We start from the raw sequence: 20,050 nt of genomic DNA on the forward strand, positions 1-20,050 counted from the left end.
CAGCTTAGCGGCCCGACGCACCGTCCCCGAGCCCGGTGGAGGGCGGTCTGTCCTTCACAATCCTGTGTCCCGACATCTCGGCGCCCGCATTCGGCGAGAGGCGGATGAAGATGAATCCGGACAGCGCCGAGATGGCGGCGACCGCCCAGAAGGCCGGTCCGAAATCGGCCGCCGTGATCCCGGGCGCGCCGTCCATGCTGGAGGCCATTTCCAACACGAAGGCTCCGAACGCCACGCCGATGCTGAGCGAGACCTGCTGGATGGCGCTTCCTAGGCTCGTGGCGTAGCTCATCTCCCGGTTGGAGATTTCCGCGTAACCGATGGCGTTGAGGCTCGTGAACTGAAGCGAGCGGAAGCAGCCGCCGACCAGCAGGATGATCATGATGAGCCAGTGCGGCGTCTCTGGCGTGAAGAACCCGTTGGCCGCCACGAATGCCGCACCGATGAAGGCGTTGATGGTGAGCAGCCTGCGAAAGCCCGTGCGTTCGAGGATGCGCTTGGCCATGGTCTTCATGAACAGCGCGCCCACGGCCGCGATGAAGGTGAGCGAGCCCGACGCCAGGGGACCCAGGCCGAAGCCCACCTGCAGCATCAGCGGCAGCAGGAACGGGATCGCTCCGATGCCGATGCGGAAGAGCGAGCCGCCGACGACGCTGACGCGAAAGGTCGGCACCTTGAGCAGGCTCAGATGCAGGACCGGGTAGGGCGTGCGCCTTGCGTGAAAGACATAGAGGACTAGGCTGATGCCTCCGACCACCATGCATCCGATCGAGATCTGGGTCGGGACGAGATGCTGCCCGGTGGTGGAGAAACCGAGCATCAGCAGGGAGAAGCCGACGCCGGTCAGCAGGAAACCGATGAGATCCAGCGGCGGCGTGTCGTCTTCCCTGATGTTCGGAACGAACTTCAAGGCACAGATGATGCCGAGGATCCCGATGGGGATGTTGATGAAGAAGATCCAGCGCCAGTGGGCGAATTCCGTGATGAAGCCCCCGAGCGGCGGTCCGATGATGGGACCGATGAGGGCCGGGATCGTGAGCGTTGCCAGCGCCTGCACCACCTCGCTGCGGGCGACGCTGCGCAGGAGCACGAGGCGCCCGACCGGCACCATCATGGCCCCGCCGGCGCCTTGAACGAAGCGGGAGAACACGAACCATTCGAGGGAATTGGCCCAGGCGCAGGCGAGCGAGCCCGCCATGAATACGCCGATGGCGGCGGTGAAGATGGTGCGGGCCCCGTACTTGTCGGCCATCCAGCCCGAGATCGGGATAAAGATCGCGAGGCTCACCAGATAGGAGGTCAGCGCCAGCTTGAGGGCGATGGGGGCGGTTCCCAGATCCTGCGCGATCATCGGCAGCGATGTGGAGATCACGGTCGAATCCATGTTCTCCATGAACAGGGCCGTCGCGATGATCAGCGGGAGAAGGCGGGATTGACGCATGACCGCCGGACTTAGCGCTCGGCAACCTTCTTGCAAAGGCCTTGGTCGTGCATTGCTGATCTTCTGGGGATGCGTCTCTCAACCCTTTGCGAAAATGAAACGCCGTGCTACGGACCCGTGCCAACTCGCCAACGCGTTATTTTCTCATCCGCGCAGCTATCAAGGAGTTGGCCATGGCCTCTGTATTCGCCGATAAGATCATCGAGGGACTGACCTTCGATGACGTGCTGCTCCGACCCGGCCGCTCCGAGGTCCTGCCCAGCGACGTGGATGTGGCCACCAAGCTGACCAAGACCATCCGCCTCAACATGCCGATCATCGCATCCGCCATGGACACGGTGACGGAAGCCCGCATGGCCATCGCCATGGCCCAGAACGGCGGCCTCGGCGTGATCCACCGCAATCTCGAGCCCGACGCCCAGGCCGAGCAGGTGCGCCTCGTGAAGCGCTACGAGTCCGGCATGGTGATGAACCCCATCACCATCTTCCCGGACGAGACGCTCGCCGATGCGCTGTCGATGATGAAGCATAACGGCATCTCGGGTATCCCAGTGGTCGAGCGCGGACCCGGGGGCGCGAAGGGCAAGCTCGTCGGCATCCTGACCAACCGCGATGTGCGCTTCGCCAGCAATCCCGGCCAGAAGGTCTCGGAGCTCATGACCAAGGACCGGCTGATCACGGTCCGCGAGGGCGTGAGCCAGGACGAGGCCCGGCACCTCCTGCACCAGTTCCGCATCGAGAAGCTCCTGGTCGTCGACGATCACTTCCGCTGCATCGGCCTGATCACCGTCAAGGACATCGAGAAGCAGGTGGCCTATCCGAACGCCGCCAAGGACTCCCAGGGACGTCTTCTGGTCGCCGCTGCAACGACGACGGGCGAGCAGGGCTTCGAGCGCGCCGAGCGCCTCATCGATGCGGGCTGCGACGTGGTGGTGGTCGACACCGCCCACGGCCATTCCGTGAAGGTGCTGGAGAGCGTCACCCGGGTGAAGAAGCTCTCCAACGCCGTGCAGGTGGTGGCCGGCAACGTGGCGACGCGCGAGGGCGCCCAAGCGCTCATCGATGCGGGCGCGGACGCCATCAAGGTCGGCATCGGGCCGGGCTCCATCTGCACCACCCGCATCGTGGCGGGCGTGGGCGTGCCCCAGCTCACCGCCATCATGGAGGCCGTCGAAGCGGCGGCCCTGGCCGACATTCCGGTGATTGCCGACGGCGGCATCAAGTTCTCGGGCGATCTCGCCAAGGCGCTGGCCGCCGGCGCCTCCTGCGCCATGGTGGGCTCGCTGCTCGCCGGCACGGACGAGACCCCGGGCGAGACCTTCCTGTACCAGGGCCGCTCCTACAAGGCCTATCGCGGCATGGGCTCCGTGGGCGCCATGGCCCGCGGCTCGGCCGACCGCTACTTCCAGGCGGAGGTGCGCGACACGCTGAAGCTCGTCCCGGAGGGCATCGAAGGGCAGGTGGCCTACAAGGGACCCGTCGCGAGCGTGCTTCACCAGCTCACCGGCGGCCTTCGCGCCTCCATGGGCTATGTGGGCGCCGCGACCCTGCCGGAATTCCGTGAAAAGGCGCAGTTCATCCGCATCACCAGCGCAGGCCTGCGCGAGAGTCACGTTCACGACGTGACGATCACGCGGGAAAGTCCTAACTATCCGACTCGCAGCTAAGCTTAACGCGAGCCACCCCATGAGCATCTCCTCCGTCATCCTGCCCGTCCTCGTCCAGGTCGGGCTCACCCTGATCCTGCTGTTCTGGATGGGCCGGACCCGGGTCGGCCATCTTCGCAAGGGCGAGGTGCGGGTGAAGGACATCGCGCTCGGCCAGCGCAACTGGCCTGCCCGAGTGACGCAGATCCAGAACGCGTATCACAACCAGTTCGAGCTGCCGGTGCTGTTCTATGCCCTGGTGGCCCTGGCGCTGATCACCCGCAAGGCGGACATGCTGTTCGTGGTCATGTCCTGGATATTCGTGGTGAGCCGCTTGGTTCACGCGGCGATCCATACGACCTCGAACAAGATCTCCCAGCGCTTCATGGCGTTCGTGTTCGGGGTGCTGATCCTAGCCGCCATGTGGGTGATCTTCGGGATCCGCATCTTTGCGGCGGAGTCGGGCGTTTAAGTCAGGACGGGATGGGCGTTCGCGCCCATCCCGCTCAAGTGATTAGTAACGACGGCCGCTCTCGAGCTGGGTCTTGGCGTCGGTCTGCTTCATGGGAGGCGACTGGATGTCGGCAGCCGGGGCGGTGGCGCAGGCGGCGATCGCGAGGGTGAGGCCGAGGGCGACAAGGCCGCGGGTCAGGCGGGTCAACATAGAGTTGGTCTCCAGAAGAGGAATCGTGCGGAATGCACGCACTCTCTCAAGTCACGTCTGATCCTGACGGAAAATAGGAAACATTGTGTCGTATCTACGGCCAAGCTCGAGTGTGCTTTTCTCATGACACCTGCCGCCCGCATCTCCGCCGCCATCGAAGTCTTGGCCGATATCGAGGCCCGGCGCCGCCCGGCCACCGACGCCCTCAAGGATTGGGGCCTGTCGCACCGCTTCGCCGGCTCCAAGGACCGGGCCGCCATCGCGAGCCTGGTCTACGACGCCCTGCGCCGGAAGGCCTCCGCCGCCTGGATCATGGGGGACAACGCCCCGCGGGCCGTGGTGCTCGGCATGCTGCGGCTGCAGCGCGGGCTCGATGTCGATGCCATCGCGGCCCTCTGCTCGGGCGATCGCTTTGCTCCCGAGCCGCTCTCAGGCACCGAGCGCGAGCGGCTGGACAAGGCCGACCTCTCCGGCGCCCCCGCCCATGTGGCGGGCGACTTCCCGGACTGGATCGAGCCGTCGCTCCAGAGGCTCCTCGGCGACGAACTCGTGCCCGAGATGCAGGCGCTGTCCACCCGTGCGCCCCTGGACCTGAGGATCAACACCCTCAAGGTCTCCTCCCGCGAGGAGGCGCATGATGCCCTGCCGCATCTGGGCGCCGTCGAGACGCCGCTCTCGCCGCTGGGCTTGCGGATCCTGCCGGGCGAGGACGGGCGCGGACCCGCCGTGCAGTCCGAGCCTGAGTTCCTGAAGGGCTGGATCGAGATCCAGGACGAGGGCTCGCAGCTCGTGGCGCTGATGTCGGGCGCCAAGCCCGGCGAGCAGGTGGTGGACCTCTGCGCGGGCGGCGGCGGCAAGACCCTGGCCCTCGCGGCCCTGATGGAGAACCACGGCCAGATCTACGCCACGGACAACGACGCCCGCCGCCTTGCGCCGATCCACGACCGTCTGATGCGGGCGGGCGTCCGCAACGTCCAGGTCCGCACGCCGAGGGCCAAGGCCGACGCGGTGACCGATCTCGACGGACGCATGGATTGCGTTCTCGTGGACGCGCCCTGCACAGGCGTGGGCACCTGGCGGCGCAACCCGGATGCGAAATGGCGCCTCAGGCCCGGCAGCTTGGAGGTTCGGCGCAAGGAACAGGCAGCGGTGCTCGACCGGGCGGCAGGGCTCGTGAAGCCGGGCGGCCGCATCGTCTACATCACCTGCTCGATTCTCCCTGAGGAGAACGACGACGCGCTCGCGGGCTTCCTGGAGCGTCACGAGGGCTTCAAGCCGGTCTCCCACGAGGAGATGCTGGGCAAGTCCGAACTCGGCTTCCTCAAGAACGCCACCCGCAGGACTGCCTATGGGCTTCAGCTGACGCCGCAGCAGACCGGCACCGACGGCTTCTTCATCGCTGTGCTTCTGCGCAAGGCCTAGAGGCCGACGATCTTTCTCCAGAGTTAGTCCCGAAGGGATCGAGAAGGACTGGGATTACGGTCTCGCGGTCAGATTTTCTCCGCGAGCAGGAAGGGAAGCTGAAGTATTCGCAGGGATCCGGAAAATATTCCGTAGGCGCAATGTGCTTAGACATTAAGAGTTGTTGCCGGTCTCTCAAACGGATCTAAGCTCGCGGCAATAAATCAATTCAGGGAGGGGGCGACTGCCAAAGGAGAACAACAATGGCGGTACGCACAGGAACCAATCGCGGTGATGCCTTGAGGGGGACGAGGGCGAGCGACACCCTCAACGGCCTCGGAGGAGACGACACGATCGTCGGCGGCCGCGGGCACGACGTTCTGAACGGTGGATTGGGTGACGACCTTCTCCGTGGCGGGCCAGGACGAGACCGTCTCATCGGTGGGCCGGGGGAGGACTGGGCCGACTACCGGGATGCGGCCACCGCGGTGACCGTTTATCTGGGCAGCCCGACTCGAAATACAGGGGAGGCCCTGGGAGACCGCTACTCGTCCATCGAGCGCCTAAGAGGTGGCCGTTTCGACGATACTCTTGTCGGTACCTCCCGCGACAACGTGCTTGAAGGCGTGACGGGTGCGGACATTCTCAATGGAAGCCTGGGCTTCGACTTCGCCCGATACAAGTCCGCTCCTGAGGGCGTAACAGCCAGCCTCGCGGATCCATCCGTGAATACGGGTCATGCCGCCGGCGATACTTACATTTCAATCGAAGGCCTCCAGGGCAGCGACTTCGCCGATACGCTGATCGGCGACGCCAACAAGAACGTCCTTGTCGGCGGATTGGGAGCCGATGTTCTCAACGGCGGCGACGGGTTCGATTTCGCACGATACGACGTGTATCACAACGGCCGGCTCGGCGTGACGGCGGACCTGTCGAACTCCGCGCTGAACCAGGGCCGCAACGCTATCGGGGACAGCTATGTCTCGATCGAAGGCCTCGTCGGCACGCGCTTTGCGGACCGGCTCACCGGTGACGACGCAGCCAACAACCTGCAGGGGCAGGCCGGAAACGACAGGCTCAACGGCAATGGCGGGAACGATACGATCACCGGCGGTTCGGGGCACGACCGGATCAACGGCGGCTACGGCAACGATGTCCTGAAGGGAGAGTCGGGGCGCGATTCCTTCGTGTTCGACAGCACCTTGAATGCCACGGAGAACGTCGACCGGATCCGGGCCTTCTCCGTCCGGGACGATACGATCCGCCTCGACGATGCGGTCTTCACTGAGGTGGGCCCCACCGGTCGTCTGGCACAGGCCGCCTTCTACAGGGGAGCCGAGGCGCACGACGCCAACGACAGGATCATCTACAACCGGGCGACGGGCGCGCTTTACTACGATCCTGACGGGGACGGGGCAGCGGCTCAAGTCCAGTTCGCCCAGATGGCTCGAGGGCTCGGGCTGAAGAGCACCGATTTCCTCGTGTTCTAGTCAGCCGCACCTCCCGGCGGTCATCCGAGCCCCGGTTGCCTCACAAGCGACCGGGGCTTTTGCTTGACGGTGGAGCGGGCGCGGCCCCTGCCGCCGGGCCATCAAAATCGCGGGACTGTAGGCCTCGGAACCTCAAAGAACATGACATCCGGGCCGATATGAGGGTAAAGCACGGGAGCTTTCCGCTCCTTCCTTCAGGGCCCACGCGAGAGACCATGACCCAGACCCACGACAAGATCCTCATCATCGATTTCGGCTCCCAGGTGACACAGCTCATCGCCCGGCGCGTGCGCGAGGATGGGGTCTATTCCGAGGTCGTTCCGTTCCAGAAGGCTGCCGAAGCCATTCGGACCATGAAGCCCAAGGGCGTGATCCTCTCCGGCGGGCCGGAATCGGTCACGACAGACGCCTCGCCCCGCGCGCCGAAGGAGGTTTTCGAGGCAGGTCTTCCGGTCTTCGGCATCTGTTACGGCCAGCAGACCATGGCGGCGCAGCTCGGCGGCTCGGTCGAGGGCGGGCACCACTCCGAGTTCGGCCGCGCCGAGATCGAGGTTCTCACCGAGAGCCCGATCTTCCAGGGCGTCTGGCAGGTCGGCAAGAAATATCCCGTCTGGATGAGCCACGGCGACCGGGTGACCAAGCTGCCCGAGGGCTTCGAGGTGCTCGCCGCCTCCGAGAATGCGCCCTTCGCGGTGGTGGCCGACGAGGCGCACAAGTTCTACGGCGTGCAGTTCCACCCGGAGGTGGTGCACACCCCCCAGGGAGCCCAGCTGATCCGCAACTTCGTGCGCGACATCGCCGGCTGCCGGGGCGACTGGACCATGAAGGCCTTCCGCGAGGAGGCCATCGAGCGCATCCGCGCCCAGGTCGGCACCGGCCGGGTGATCTGCGGCCTGTCCGGTGGCGTCGATTCCGCCGTGGCGGCCGTCCTCATCCACGAGGCCATCGGCGACCAGCTCACCTGCGTGTTCGTCGATCACGGCCTGCTGCGCGCCTCGGAAGCCGAGCAGGTGGTGACGCTGTTCCGCGACCACTACAACATCCCGCTCGTCCATGTGCAGGCGCAGGACCTGTTCATCGGCGCGTTGGAGGGCGTGTCGGACCCCGAGGTCAAGCGCAAGACCATCGGCCGGCTCTTCATCGACGTGTTCGACGAGGAGGCCAAGAAGATCGGCGGCGCGGATTTCCTCGCGCAGGGAACGCTCTATCCCGACGTGATCGAGAGCGTCTCCTTCACCGGCGGCCCCTCCGTCACCATCAAGAGCCACCACAATGTGGGCGGCCTGCCCGAGCGCATGAAGATGAAGCTTGTGGAGCCCCTGCGCGAGCTGTTCAAGGACGAGGTGCGGGTGCTCGGCCGCGAGCTCGGCCTGCCCGATGCCTTCGTGGGCCGCCACCCGTTCCCGGGTCCGGGCCTCGCGATCCGCGTGCCCGGCGAGATCACCCGCGAAAAACTCGACATCCTGCGCAAGGCCGATGCGATCTATCTGGAAGAGATCCGCAACGCGGGCCTCTACGACGTGATCTGGCAGGCCTTCGCCGTGCTGCTGCCGGTGAAGACCGTGGGCGTCATGGGCGATGCCCGCACCTACGACCATGTCTGCGCGCTTCGCGCCGTCACCTCCATCGACGGCATGACGGCGGATTTTTACTCCTTCGACATGACCTTCCTCGGCCGTGTCGCAACCCGCATCATCAACGAGGTGAAGGGCATCAACCGCGTCACCTACGACATCACGTCGAAGCCGCCCGGCACCATCGAGTGGGAATAGCCGATGCCGGTGACGCTCTACGGCATCAAGAACTGCGACACGATGAAGAAGGCCCGCGCCTGGCTCGACGCCAGGGGCGTGGCCCACACGTTCCACGACTACAAGGCTCAAGGCATCGACCGTGCGCGGCTGGAGTCGTGGGCGCAAAGCGTCGGCTGGGAGGCGCTCCTCAACCGCGCCGGAACCACCTTCCGCAAGCTTCCCGAGACCGACCGTACAAACCTTGACGAGAGCAGGGCGTTGTCGCTCATGCTCGACCAGCCCTCCATGATCAAGCGCCCGGTGCTCGACCTCGACGGGCGCCTCCTCGTTGGCTTCAAGCCGGAGATGTATGAGGCGGCTGTCGGGTAAAAGGCGCTCTCAGTCCTGAGTTCTCTCGTCATGCCCGGCCTCGTGCCGGGCATCAACGTTTTTGGGATCGCATTGCTAAGACGTGGATGGCCGGGACGAGCCCGGCCATGACGAGTTTTGATGTGATGGACACTCAACAAAAAGGCGGGCCGCAAAGCCCGCCTTTGTCGTGTCCGAGGCCAGCCGCCTTACTGAATCTTCGGCGGCTCGTCGAAGTTCAGGCCAGGGAGGCCGCCCGGGGCGCCGGGCGCGCCGAAGCCGGGGACGAGGAGGTCGTCGAGCTTCTGCTGCACGGCCGCCGGATCGACCACGGGGCCGGCCGACTTGTAGTGCGTGACGATGCCCGGGAAGAGGACCACGATGGCCACCATGATCAGCTGGATGATCACGAAGGGAATCGAGCCCCAGTAGATCTGGCCCGTGGTCACCGGCTCCATGCGCTTGCCCGTGACCTTGTCGATATACGGCACCTTGGGGGCCACGGAGCGCAGGAAGAACAACGCGAAGCCGAAGGGCGGGTGCATGAACGAGGTCTGCATGTTCACGCCCATCATGACGCCGAACCAGATCAGGTCGATGCCCAGCTTCTCTGCCGCCGGTCCGAGCAGTGGGATCACGATGAAGGCCAACTCGAAGAAGTCGAGGAAGAAGGCCAGCAGGAACACCATGATGTTGACCACGATCAGGAAGCCCACCTGGCCGCCCGGAAGCGAGGTCAGCAGATGCTCGACCCAGATGTGCCCGTTGACGCCATAGAAGGTCAGCGAGAACACGCGGGCGCCGATCAGGATGAAGAGCACGAAGGCGGAGAGTTTCGCCGTCGCTTCTGTCGCCTGGCGCACGATGGTGAAGTTGAACCGGTTCGGGTTGTTGTCGAGCCGGCGCTTCACGGCGGCCAGGATCACCGCCCCGAGGGCGCCCATCGCGCCGCCTTCCGTGGGCGTGGCGAGGCCGATGAAGATGGTGCCGAGCACGAGGAAGATGAGCAGCAGCGGAGGCACCATGACGAAGGTGGTCTGCTGCGCCATGTTGGACATGAGGCGAAGGCCGGTGAAGCGCTCGACGATGCCCACCACCAGGGCATAGGCCGCGCCCGCGATGACCATTTCCAGGGTCAGGGCGGTGCGCTCGTAGCCCTGGTTGCTGAGAACCACGTAGGCGCCCACGAGGAGCACGGTCAGCACGGCGGAGATCGCGATCCGCTTGGCGCCGAGCACCCTGTTCATCAGCGCGCAGATGAGAGCCACGACGGTTCCGACGCAGATCGTCAGGATGACGAAGTCGGCGCCGGATTTCGTGTTGGTTTGCGACAGGATGTAGTAGCCGACAAGGCCGGAGAAGAGCACCAGAACGCCGAGCTGCCACACGCCGCGCGAGCCGTTGGGCTCACGGAAGCCGACCGCTTCCAGCGGCAGGCCGGGAGCGGCCTTCGGGTTGATCATCGAGGCCAGGAAGATGTAGCCCGCGTAGAGACTCGACAGGATCAGGCCCGGCAGGAAGGCGCCTTCGTACATGTCGCCGACCGAGCGGCCGAGCTGGTCGGCCATGACGATCAGCACGAGCGAGGGCGGGATGATCTGCGCCAGCGTGCCCGACGCCGCGATGATGCCGGTCGCGAGGCGCCTGTCGTAGCCGTAGCGCAGCATGATCGGCAGCGAGATGAGGCCCATGGAGATCACGGAGGCCGCGACCACGCCCGTGGTGGCGGCAAGCAGCGCGCCCACGAACACCACCGCGTAGGCGAGGCCGCCGCGCAGGGGGCCGAAGAGCTGGCCGATGGTGTCGAGCAGGTCCTCGGCCATGCCGGAGCGCTCGAGGACCAGCCCCATGAAGGTGAAGAACGGGATCGCGAGCAGCACCTCGTTCGACATGGTGCCGTAGACGCGATCCGGCAGCGCCTGGAGCAGGGGCCAGGACAGGTTGATGGTCTCGGGCGCGAGCGGGGCGAGCTCCACTGCGATGAAGAAGAACAGCAGGCCGTTGGCCGCGAGCGCGAAGGCGACCGGGTAGCCGAGGAGGAGGAAGATCACCAGCGCGCCGAACATGATCGGTGCGAGGTTCTGGGCGATGAAGGCAGCCATGGACGAGAGACTCCGAATTCAGATCAGGGCGAGGGGCGTCAGCGGATGCCGTCGCCTGGAGGCTCGCCGCCCTTGGTTGTGCCCGTGTCGGCCAGCTCGGCGATCAGCCGCTCGGCCTCCGCCTCGGGGCTGTGATGGCCGGAATGGTCATGCTCGTCCACCAGCTGGCCGTTCATGATTGCCACGCGCTTGATGAGCTCGCTCAGCCACTGGAAGGCGAGCGACATGAAGCCCAGCAGGATGAGGCCCTTGGCCGGCCAGATCAGCAGGCCGCCGGCATTGGAGGAGACCTCGCCGGAGCGGTAGGAATTGAAGAAGTAGGGGAAGCACAGGTAGATCATCAGCGCCAGGAACGGCAGCAGGAAGAACAGGTGGCCGATCAGGTCGATGGTGTCGCGACCGCGCTTCGAGAGCTTGCTCGACAGGATGTCGATGCGGATGTGCTCGTTGACCTTCAGGGTCCAGGCGGCGCAGAGCATGAACACGGCGCCGAACAGGTACCATTGCAGCTCGAGCCAGGCATTGGACGAGACGCCGAAAAGGCGCCGGATGATGGCGTTGATGGCCGAGACCAGGATGGCCACCACGATGGCCCACGCGGCCAGCTTGCCGATGCGTTCGTTGATCGAGTCGATGACACGGGATAGCCCAAGAAGTGCCGTCACCTGTCTCCCCCTTAGAACCTGTTGGTTGAAATCTTGCGGCCTAGCTATCGGACTTGCCCTGGACCCGCCAGTGCCGTTTTAGTCGAATGCAAGGTTTTGACGGGTCCTAGCGGGGAAATATTCGTGCGGCAAGGGCTGGCGGTGTTAAAAGTTTAGGCAGCGCAAGGCTTTGAGGACGAGCGGAAACTTGCGACCTGCGACCTCTAGGCATTTTTGCCGCATCGCCTGTCTTCCCAAAGGCTACGGTTGGTTTATTCCATGAGAGACTGGCGATAAGTTCCTAGCTCTGGAGGCTCCCCGTGACGCTGCTCGTTCTCGGTCTCGTGCTCTTTCTCGGCACCCATTCCTTCAGCATGGCGCGCGAGCGCCGCGCGGCACTCATCGGCAGAACCGGGGAGGGGCCATACAAGGGGTTGTATTCCCTCCTGTCGCTTGCAGGCATCGTGCTGGTCTCCATCGGCTACGGGCAGTACCGCGCCAACGGCTACATCCCGGTCTGGGACCCGCCGGTCTGGACACGGCACCTCGCGCTCCTGCTCGTCCTCGTCGCCTTCATCTGCTTCGTGGCGGCCTACCTGCCCGGCCACCTCAAGGCGCGGCTCAAGCACCCCATGCTGGCCGGCGTGAAGATCTGGGCGCTGGCCCATCTTCTCGCCAACGGCGATCTCGGATCGATCCTGCTCTTCGGCTCCTTCCTCGTATGGGCGGTGCTGGCCCGCATCAGCGCCAAGCGCCGGGACGTGGCGGCCCAGCACGGCGGCACGGCGGCGCCGGCGGGCTGGCGCAACGACATTCTGGCCGTTGTCATCGGAACGGCGGTGTATCTCGCGTTCGTGTTCTGGCTCCATCCATGGCTGATCGGGGTTCCGGTTCTCCCCATGCGGGCATGAAGCCTCTCGCCTTGTGCATTTGTGTGTGTTAGGCGACCCGCTTGAATTACAGGAGGCGGCCCGCGCGCCGCATGAGAGACACGATGGCTCAGAACGACGAGTTCATTCGCGAAGTCGATGAGGAATACCGCCGCGACCAGATCACCCAGATCTGGCAGCGCTACAACGGTATCATCATTGCGGTGGTCGTTCTGATTGTGGCCGGCGTCGGCGGCTGGCGCTTCTGGCAGTATCGCCAGCAGAACCTCGCCCAGGAAGCCGCCGTTCGCTACGAGGAGGCGCTTCGCCTCTCCTCCGAGGACAAGGGTGAGGAAGCCCAGTCTGCATTCGAGAACGTCGTGAAGGAGGATTCCGGCACGGGCTATGCCATGCTGGCCCGTTTCCGGCTTGCCGCCGAGCTCGGCAAGCAGAACGCGGAGAACGGCGCCTCGGCCTTCGACGCCCTGGCCAATGACGCCGCCCTGCCTGCGCTCTGGAAGGATCTCGCGCGCCTTCGCGCCGCGTGGCTGCGCCTCGACACCGCCGAGCCGGCCGCCCTGCGCCAGGCCATCGAGCCGCTTGCCGCGCCGGCCAATGCATGGCGCCATTCCGCCAGGGAACTCTTGGGGCTATCCGGTCTTAAGGCCGGTGACATGGATTATGCCGGCCGCTGGTTCGACCAGATCGCCGCCGACCGCGAGACGCCCTCCGCCCTGAGGCAGCGCCTTGCCGTCTACACGGCTCTCGTGGCGGGCGGTCCGGTTCAGGCCACGCAGTAGGATAGGACAAGACATGACGCCCACCGTCGCCATTGTCGGGCGGCCGAATGTCGGCAAATCGACTCTGTTCAACCGTCTCGTCGGCAAGAAGCTGGCGCTCGTGGACGACCGCCCGGGCGTGACCCGCGACCGCCGCGAGGGCGAGGCGCGCCTCGGCGATCTCGAATTCCGCATCATCGACACGGCCGGCCTGGAAGAGGCCACCGAGGAGTCGCTCCTCGGCCGCATGCGCGCCCAGACCGAGGCCGCCATCGTGGATGCCGACGTCATCCTCTTCGTGATCGATGCCCGCGTGGGCATTCTGCCCGCCGACCGGCCCTTCGCCGAGATGGTGCGACGCTCCGGCAAGCCCGTGATCCTCATCGCCAACAAGGCGGAAGGCGCGGGCGGCCTGGCTGGCGCCTACGATGCGTTTTCGCTGGGGCTCGGCGATCCCGTGCCGCTTTCCGCCGAGCACGGCGAGGGCATGGCCGACCTGTTCGAGGCCCTGATGCCTCACTTCCCCCATCCGGACGAGATGGAGGGAGACGAGGACGACCCGAACAAGCCCCTGCAGGTGGCCATCGTCGGGCGGCCCAATGCGGGCAAGTCCACCCTCATCAATCGCATGGTGGGCGAGGACCGCATGCTCACCGGCCCCGAGGCCGGCATCACCCGCGACTCCATCTCGCTCGATTGGGAGTGGCGTGGGAAATCGATCAAGCTGTTCGACACCGCAGGCATCCGAAAGCGCGCCCGGGTCGAGGACAAGCTCGAGAAGCTCTCCGTGGCCGATGCCCTGCGCGCCGTGCGCTTTGCTGAGGTGGTGGTCATCCTCCTCGACGCCACGATCCCGTTCGAGAAGCAGGACCTGACCATCGTCGACCTGGTGGAGCAGGAGGGCCGCGCACTCGTGATCGGGCTCAACAAGTGGGATCTGGTCGCCGACCAGAAGGGCCTGCTGAGCGACCTGAAGGAGAAGGCCACCCGCCTGCTGCCGCAGGTGCGCGGCGCCCCGGTGGTTCCCCTGTCGGGCCTCGCCGGCAGCGGCATCGACCCGCTCATGAAGGCGGTGCTGCACGTCTACGAGAAGTGGAACACCCGCATCTCGACCGCACGGCTCAATCAATGGCTCTCCGAGGCCATCGACGCCAATCCGCCGCCTGCCGTGTCAGGCCGCCGGATCAAGATCCGCTACATGACGCAGATCAAGTCGCGCCCGCCGCACTTCGCCATCTTCGGCAATCAGCTCGACGCCCTGCCGAAGAGCTACACCCGCTACCTCGTCAACGGCATCCGCGAAGCCTTCGACCTGCCGGGCACGCCCATCCGCGTGTCGCTGCGCATGGGGGCGAACCCGTTCGACAAGGACAAGCGCGGGTAGGGCTCACGTGTCATCCCCGGCGCACGAAGTGCGGGAAGGGGATCCATAGCGCTGAGCGTGTGAGTAGATTCCCGTCCCCTGCGATGGCTTCGCCATCTCCGGCCGGGAATGACACCCTCCATCGTCATGGCCGCACGTGTTGCGGCCATCCATGTTTGATGGCGGCCGAGGGAGTAGCGAAACGCTTCGCCCCCGCCACGCAAGCGATCACCGCAACGTTGACCGCAACCATCCCCCAGCCCACCGCCTCGTTCAGAAGCAATGCGGCCAGCATCAGCCCGAAGAAGGGCTGGAGCAGCTGCAGCTGCGACACGCCCGCGATGCCGCCGAGCGCCAGGCCGCGATACCAGAACACAAAGCCGATGAGCATCGAGAACAGGGACACATAGGCGAGCGAAAGCCACGCGGGCATGCCGATCCCGCTCCAAGAGGCAGGCAGGTTGAGCAGCATCAGGCCCGCGGTGAGCGGCAGGGAGAGAACGAGCGCCCAGGAGATCACCTGCCATCCACCGAGTTTGCGCGAGAGCTTGGCGCCCTCCGCATAGCCGAGGCCGCAGGCCAGGATCGCGCCGATCATGAGAACACTGCCGACCGGGGAGGCTCCGCCTCCCTGGAGCAGGGCGAAGCCCGCCACCAGAGCGCCGCCGAGCCCTGAGAAGATCCAGAAGGCGGCCCTCGGCCGCTCGCCGCCGCGCAGGATGCCGAAGACGGCCGTGGCCAGCGGCAGCAGGCCGACGAAGCAGATGGACTGGGCCGAGGTGATGTGCTGCAGCGCCAGCGCCGTCAGCAGCGGAAAGCCCACCACCACGCCCAGCGACACGATGGCGAGCGGCAGGAGATCGCCTCTCGCAGGCCTCTTCTGGCGCAGCAGCACGAGTAGCGCCGCGCCGAGGAGCCCCGCGATGGTCGCCCGCGCAAGTGTCAGGAACAGCGGATCGATGTCGAGCACGGCGATGCGGGTTGCCGGCAGCGAGCCGCTGAAGATCAGCACCCCGAGAAAGCCGCTGATCCACCCCTCCGTCGTACTGTCCATGCGCTATCCTCCGCCGCGTCGCCATCACAGCAGGAACGGCATGGCTTTTCCAGAGACGGTGCAGTACGGTTAGACCAAACTGTCATGGGACGACGGGCGGTACAGTGGACGATCTCACCTTCACCAATCGCGACGGCACCCTCGTCGAGCATGTCATGGCGGCGATCCGCCACCGGATCGCCAGCCGCTCCCTGGCGCCCGGCGGCAAGCTCCCGTCCATCCGAGCGCTGGCCCAGGCCATGCAGGTGTCGAAATCCACCGTGGTGGAGGCCTATGACCGGCTCGCGGCGGAAGGCGTCATCCGCTCGCGGCCCGGCTCCGGCTTCTACAGCGCGGCCGCCCTTGCGCCCTTGTCGCTCGCTGAGCTCGCCCCGCGCCTCGACCGGGCGGTGGACCCGTTCTGGGTTTCGCGGCAATCCCTGGAGGCGCGAGGGGCCGTGCTGAAGCCCGGCTGCGGCTGGCTGCCGGGGCCCTGGATGCCCGAGGAGGAGATCCGCCGGGCCCTGCGCGGTCTGGCCCGCACGAAGGACGAAACCGGGCTTACCGATTACGGCACGCCTCTCGGTCTTCCCGCCCTGCGCGCCTTCCTCTCGCGCCGCCTCGCGGAGCAGGGCGTCGAGGCAGCACCCGACCGGATTCTGCTCACGGATTCCGGCACCCAGGCCATCGATCTCGTGTGCCGGCTGCTGGTCCAGCCCGGCGACACGGTGCTGGTGGACGACCCCTGCTATTTCAACTTCCTGGCCCTGCTGCGCGCCCATCAGGTGAATGTGGTCGGCATGCCCATGACCCCGACCGGCCCCGATCTCGGCGCCTTCGAGCAGGCGCTCGGCTCGCACAAGCCGCGCCTCTACATCACCAATTCCGGGCTGCACAACCCGACCGGCGCCACCCTCTCCACCGTGACGGCGCATCGCCTCCTGAAGCTCGCCGAGCAGCATGGTCTCACCGTCGTCGAGGACGACATCTTCGCCGATTTCGAGCACGAACCCGCGCCGCGTCTCGCCGCTCTCGACGGCCTCGACCGGGTGGTGCGCATCGGCAGCTTCTCGAAAACCCTCTCGGCGTCGTTCCGCTGCGGCTACATCGCAGCGAGGCCGGACTGGATCGACAAGCTCACGGATTTCAGGATCGCCACGGGCTTCTCCAGCAACCGCCTCGCGGAGGAACTGGTCCTCGGCGTTCTCGGCAGCAGCGGCTACCGCAAGCACCTGGAGAATCTGCGCACGCGGCTTGCGAAGAGCATGGCATCCGTCATCCCGCGCCTAGAGCGGCTGGGCGTCACGCCTTGGATCGTGCCGAAAGCCGGCATGCTCCTCTGGTGCCGCCTGCCGGGCGATCTCGACGCTGCCGTCGTCGCGCGCCACGCGCTGAACGAGGATGTGGTGCTCGCCCCCGGAAACGTGTTCAGCCCGGCGCAATCGGCGAGAAGCTTCATGCGCTTCAACGTGGCGCAATGCGCGGACGAGCGGGTGTTCGCGGTACTCGAAAGGTCGATGCGGGTTGCAGGCTGACTAGCCGTCATCCATGCCGATCCGGCGCGCCGCCTCGCGGAACAGGGCCTGGTCGTCAGGTCCGAGCTGCATCGCGCTCAGGAAGTGGCTCATGCCGTAACCGGGCAGGGCAGCGCGGATGGTGGCCAGCGTGACATGCGCTTCATCGAGCCGCCCGGCGAACGAAAGGGCGAGCGTCGCGATCGCCGCGATATGCGCATGCGCGTTCGGCCGGCTCGCCGCGGTCACGCCCGCGGCGGCGGCCTCATCGAACCGGCCAAGTCGGATGAGCGCCATGGCGCGCGAGCCGAGCATGCCGAACAGCAGCGGGTCGTAGGGGCTCAGCCGGCGCGACTGGTCGGCGGCCGCAATCGCCGTCTCCGGATCGCCCGCCTGCGAATGCACGAAGCCCAGGGTGTAATGGCCCAGCGCGAAGTTGGGCGAGAGGTTCACGCTGGTCTCCAGCTCCCGCAGGGTCTGGTCGTAGCTTCCGCGCAGCCACAGGGCGCGGCCCATGGCCAGGTGAGCGGCCGGGTTGCGGTCGTCGATCATCAGGCCCTGGCCTGCGGCCCGCAACGCGTGGTCGACCTCCGAACGCCGTTCGGCCCAGCCCTGGAAGGCGTTCTGGAAATGCGTGAAGGACAGGCCCGCATAGGCGCGCGCAAAAGTCGGGTCGATGGTGAGCGCCTGCGCGAAGAAGTGTTGCGCCGTGTCGTTGTCCTGCTTGTTGAACCGGTACATGTGCCATAGGCCGCGATGATGCGCCTCCCAGGCGTCGAGGGAGTTCGGCGGCTTCAGGATGGCGCGGTTGCGCTCCACCGTCTCGATCTCGCTCGCCACCGTGGCCACGATCCTGTTGCCGATCTCATCGAGCACCAGAAAGGCATCGTCGATGGAATGGCTGAGGATGTCCGCCCAGACGATCCGCCCCGTGCGCACCTCGGCGAGCTCCACCTGCACGGCGAGATGGCCGGGGCTGCGGCGGATCGAGCCGTCGACCACGTAGTCCACGTTCAGCAATCGCCCGGCCTCGTTGGGCGAAACGTTTCGGTCGTGCAGCGCGAAGGTCGAGCCTTGAGAGATGACGAAGAGGCTGCGGAGTTTCGCCAGCCGCGTGATCACGTCGTGCACGAGAGCATCCGCCACGCCGCCGCGCAGGCGCGGCGCGCCGGACTCGTCCGCGAACGGAATGACCGCGATGGAGCCGTGATGGGGCGCAGGCTGCACCGTTCCCGGCGCCACCGCATCGGCCGCGATGATCGCCTGTGCGGGGACCAGGCGAGGGGGCTGCGCCACCGCCTCCCGCCACACCTCGCGCAGAGGCGCGCTGTCGAGCCCCTCCTGGTCGAACAGCCGGATCACCGCATCGAGATGGCTCTTGCCCTCCTGAACCCGCTGCTGCCGGGCCAGCATGCGCAGCAGCCGCGCGTGGACGCGCTCATCGAGCGGACTGAGCGCAGCCCACCGCTCCAGATACAGCCCGGATTCGGCCTCGCCGAGATGATCGACCAGATGCTCCAGCACCCCGGTCTGGAGGCCGCGATAATGGCGCCGCTGCGCCACGAGCCAAGCGTTGAACGCGGGGCTGCGGTCGAGCGTAAAGCCGTCGAGAAACTCGCCCGCGAAGCCGTCGGCCATCTGGCACAGGGCCGGCAGCGACTGCACGGCGATGCCCTGCCGGGCTATTCCATCGAGCTGCAGCGCATCCACGTGGCAGCCCGAGAGGTCGAGGCGCACAGTGTCGCCCTCCGTCCCGATCCGGCCGGCATCGCCGACGATGCGGCGGATCTTGCTCAAGGACCAGCGCAACTCGCCGCGCGGATCGTTCGGCACGTCCCAGAGCAGCTCGCAGAGATGGCTGCGCGTCGGCGGGTGGGGCGCAAGCGCCAGATAGGCGAAGAGTGCGCGCACCTTGCGCGAGGCCGGCAGCGGCACCGGCTCGCTGCCGCGCAGGATGGCGAGCGGCCCGAGCATCCGCACGGTCACGGGCGCAGCGTGACTGAAGTCTGCGGCGTCGGTCGATTCCACGGCCGAACCCACGCTGCCTCCCACGTTCACCTCCACGTGCGGCTGCTACGGTCTCACCAATGGGCTTGAAGGCTCGAGGTCGCTCGAAGCCGGGAGCGGGCCCATCCACGCCATAAGGAGGCCGTCATGGCTGATGCCGCTGTCACGATAAACCAGGAAACCCAACCCGTCCAACCGGACCTCGCCGCCATCAAGACCCGCCAGCAGGGCGCGTGGTCGTCCGGCGATTACGCGGTGGTCGGAACGACCCTTCAGATCGTCGGCGAGGAGCTGTGCGAGGCCATCGACCTGCGCGCCGGCCAGCGCGTGCTCGATGTGGCGGCCGGCAACGGCAACGTCTCGCTGGCGGCTGCCCGCCGCTGGTGCGACGTGGTCGCCACCGATTACGTGCCGGCGCTGCTCGTCCGCGCCCGGGAGCGGGCCGAGGCCGAGCGTCTACCCATCGCCATCCGGGAGGCGGACGCCGAGGCCCTGCCGTTCGAGGACGAGAGCTTCGACGTGGTCGTGTCCACCTTCGGGGTGATGTTCACCCCCGACCAGGAGCGCGCCGCCTCCGAGCTCCTGCGCGTGTGCCGCAAGGGCGGCAGGATCGGCCTCGCCAACTGGACGCCCGACGGCTTCATCGGCCAGATGTTCAAGACCATCGGCCGCCACATGCCCCCGCCCGCCGGCATCCGCCCGCCGTCCCTGTGGGGCCAGCGCGAGCACCTCGACCACCTGTTCGGCCGCGGCGCCACCTCCATCCAGGCGCGCCGCAAGCACTTCGTGTTCCGCTACCGCTCGCCCGAGCATTGCCTGGAGGTGTTCAGGACCTTCTACGGCCCGGTCCTCAAAACCTTCGCGGCCCTGCAGCCCGAAGGCCAGGAAGCCCTGCGCAAGGACCTGCTCTGGCTCATCGCCGAGTTCAACCGCTCGGGCGACGACACCATGGTGGTGCCGAGCGAGTATCTCGAGGTGGTGATCACGCGGTAGGT

At 66.4% G+C, this 20,050-nt stretch carries 17 protein-coding genes; 11 read left to right on the top strand and 6 right to left on the bottom strand.

What is annotated here, in order from left to right; translation table 11 throughout:
- Positions 1-4: 4 nt before the first annotated feature.
- Positions 5-1,441 carry a DHA2 family efflux MFS transporter permease subunit gene (locus MA07_RS16980; protein WP_036353437.1) on the bottom strand — a complete coding sequence of 479 codons (1,437 nt, stop codon included), beginning with the start codon at positions 1,439-1,441 and terminating at the stop codon, positions 5-7.
- A gap of 173 nt (positions 1,442-1,614) precedes the next feature.
- On the opposite strand from MA07_RS16980, the gene guaB reads away from it, so the two are divergent.
- Complete coding sequence (gene guaB / locus MA07_RS16985) at positions 1,615-3,108, top strand: IMP dehydrogenase (protein WP_036353440.1); 1,494 nt, start codon at positions 1,615-1,617, stop codon at positions 3,106-3,108.
- A 19-nt stretch (positions 3,109-3,127) separates the two neighbouring features.
- Positions 3,128-3,559 carry an MAPEG family protein gene (locus tag MA07_RS16990; RefSeq protein ID WP_036353443.1) on the top strand — a complete coding sequence of 144 codons (432 nt, stop codon included), beginning with the start codon at positions 3,128-3,130 and terminating at the stop codon, positions 3,557-3,559.
- A gap of 42 nt (positions 3,560-3,601) precedes the next feature.
- On the opposite strand, the gene MA07_RS30190 is transcribed toward MA07_RS16990, so the two are convergent.
- Complete coding sequence (locus MA07_RS30190) at positions 3,602-3,751, bottom strand: hypothetical protein (RefSeq protein WP_160195448.1); 150 nt, start codon at positions 3,749-3,751, stop codon at positions 3,602-3,604.
- Between the two features lie 123 nt (positions 3,752-3,874).
- On the opposite strand from MA07_RS30190, the gene MA07_RS16995 reads away from it, so the two are divergent.
- The 4 genes from MA07_RS16995 (at position 3,875) to MA07_RS17010 (ending at position 8,765) form a co-directional block, all read left to right on the top strand.
- Positions 3,875-5,173: an RsmB/NOP family class I SAM-dependent RNA methyltransferase gene (locus MA07_RS16995; RefSeq protein WP_036353446.1), complete on the top strand. Its 1,299-nt coding sequence runs from the start codon at positions 3,875-3,877 to the stop codon at positions 5,171-5,173.
- 242 nt (positions 5,174-5,415) lie between these two features.
- Complete coding sequence (locus MA07_RS17000; RefSeq protein ID WP_036353449.1) at positions 5,416-6,642, top strand: calcium-binding protein; 1,227 nt, start codon at positions 5,416-5,418, stop codon at positions 6,640-6,642.
- A gap of 215 nt (positions 6,643-6,857) precedes the next feature.
- A complete protein-coding gene (guaA, locus tag MA07_RS17005; protein ID WP_036353452.1) occupies positions 6,858-8,414 on the top strand; it encodes a glutamine-hydrolyzing GMP synthase in 1,557 nt (518 codons plus the stop codon).
- Between the two features lie 3 nt (positions 8,415-8,417).
- Entirely contained in the window at positions 8,418-8,765 is a 348-nt protein-coding gene (locus MA07_RS17010) for an ArsC family reductase (RefSeq protein ID WP_036353455.1), read from the top strand.
- Positions 8,766-8,953: 188 nt separating this feature from the next.
- On the opposite strand, the gene MA07_RS17015 is transcribed toward MA07_RS17010, so the two are convergent.
- Positions 8,954-10,846, bottom strand: a complete 1,893-nt coding sequence (locus MA07_RS17015) for a TRAP transporter large permease subunit (RefSeq protein WP_036353459.1) — start codon at positions 10,844-10,846, stop codon at positions 8,954-8,956.
- A 38-nt stretch (positions 10,847-10,884) separates the two neighbouring features.
- A complete protein-coding gene (locus MA07_RS17020) occupies positions 10,885-11,511 on the bottom strand; it encodes a TRAP transporter small permease subunit (protein ID WP_036353462.1) in 627 nt (208 codons plus the stop codon).
- Positions 11,512-11,810: 299 nt separating this feature from the next.
- Here MA07_RS17020 and MA07_RS17025 point away from each other — a divergent pair, with 299 nt between their 5' ends.
- The 3 genes from MA07_RS17025 to der all read left to right on the top strand — a co-directional run bounded on the left by MA07_RS17025 (position 11,811) and on the right by der (position 14,522).
- Positions 11,811-12,401: an NnrU family protein gene (locus MA07_RS17025; RefSeq protein ID WP_036353465.1), complete on the top strand. Its 591-nt coding sequence runs from the start codon at positions 11,811-11,813 to the stop codon at positions 12,399-12,401.
- A gap of 83 nt (positions 12,402-12,484) precedes the next feature.
- Positions 12,485-13,159 carry a tetratricopeptide repeat protein gene (locus MA07_RS17030; RefSeq protein WP_036353468.1) on the top strand — a complete coding sequence of 225 codons (675 nt, stop codon included), beginning with the start codon at positions 12,485-12,487 and terminating at the stop codon, positions 13,157-13,159.
- Between the two features lie 13 nt (positions 13,160-13,172).
- Entirely contained in the window at positions 13,173-14,522 is a 1,350-nt protein-coding gene (der, locus tag MA07_RS17035) for a ribosome biogenesis GTPase Der (RefSeq protein WP_036353470.1), read from the top strand.
- Positions 14,523-14,646: 124 nt separating this feature from the next.
- On the opposite strand, the gene MA07_RS17040 is transcribed toward der, so the two are convergent.
- Positions 14,647-15,555, bottom strand: coding sequence for a DMT family transporter (locus tag MA07_RS17040; protein ID WP_052003251.1), 909 nt, complete (start codon positions 15,553-15,555; stop codon positions 14,647-14,649).
- Between the two features lie 104 nt (positions 15,556-15,659).
- On the opposite strand from MA07_RS17040, the gene MA07_RS17045 reads away from it, so the two are divergent.
- Complete coding sequence (locus tag MA07_RS17045) at positions 15,660-17,069, top strand: PLP-dependent aminotransferase family protein (protein ID WP_036353473.1); 1,410 nt, start codon at positions 15,660-15,662, stop codon at positions 17,067-17,069.
- Here the strand turns inward: MA07_RS17045 and MA07_RS17050 are convergent, their stop codons facing one another.
- Positions 17,070-19,100, bottom strand: a complete 2,031-nt coding sequence (locus tag MA07_RS17050; RefSeq protein WP_036353682.1) for a BTAD domain-containing putative transcriptional regulator — start codon at positions 19,098-19,100, stop codon at positions 17,070-17,072.
- Positions 19,101-19,202: 102 nt separating this feature from the next.
- Here MA07_RS17050 and MA07_RS17055 point away from each other — a divergent pair, with 102 nt between their 5' ends.
- On the top strand, positions 19,203-20,048 hold the full coding sequence (locus MA07_RS17055) for a class I SAM-dependent methyltransferase (protein ID WP_036353476.1): 846 nt from the start codon (positions 19,203-19,205) through the stop codon (positions 20,046-20,048).
- Positions 20,049-20,050: the final 2 nt, after the last annotated feature.

Origin of the sequence: Microvirga sp. BSC39 (assembly GCF_000739015.1) — a bacterium.
GTDB lineage: Bacteria > Pseudomonadota > Alphaproteobacteria > Rhizobiales > Beijerinckiaceae > Microvirga.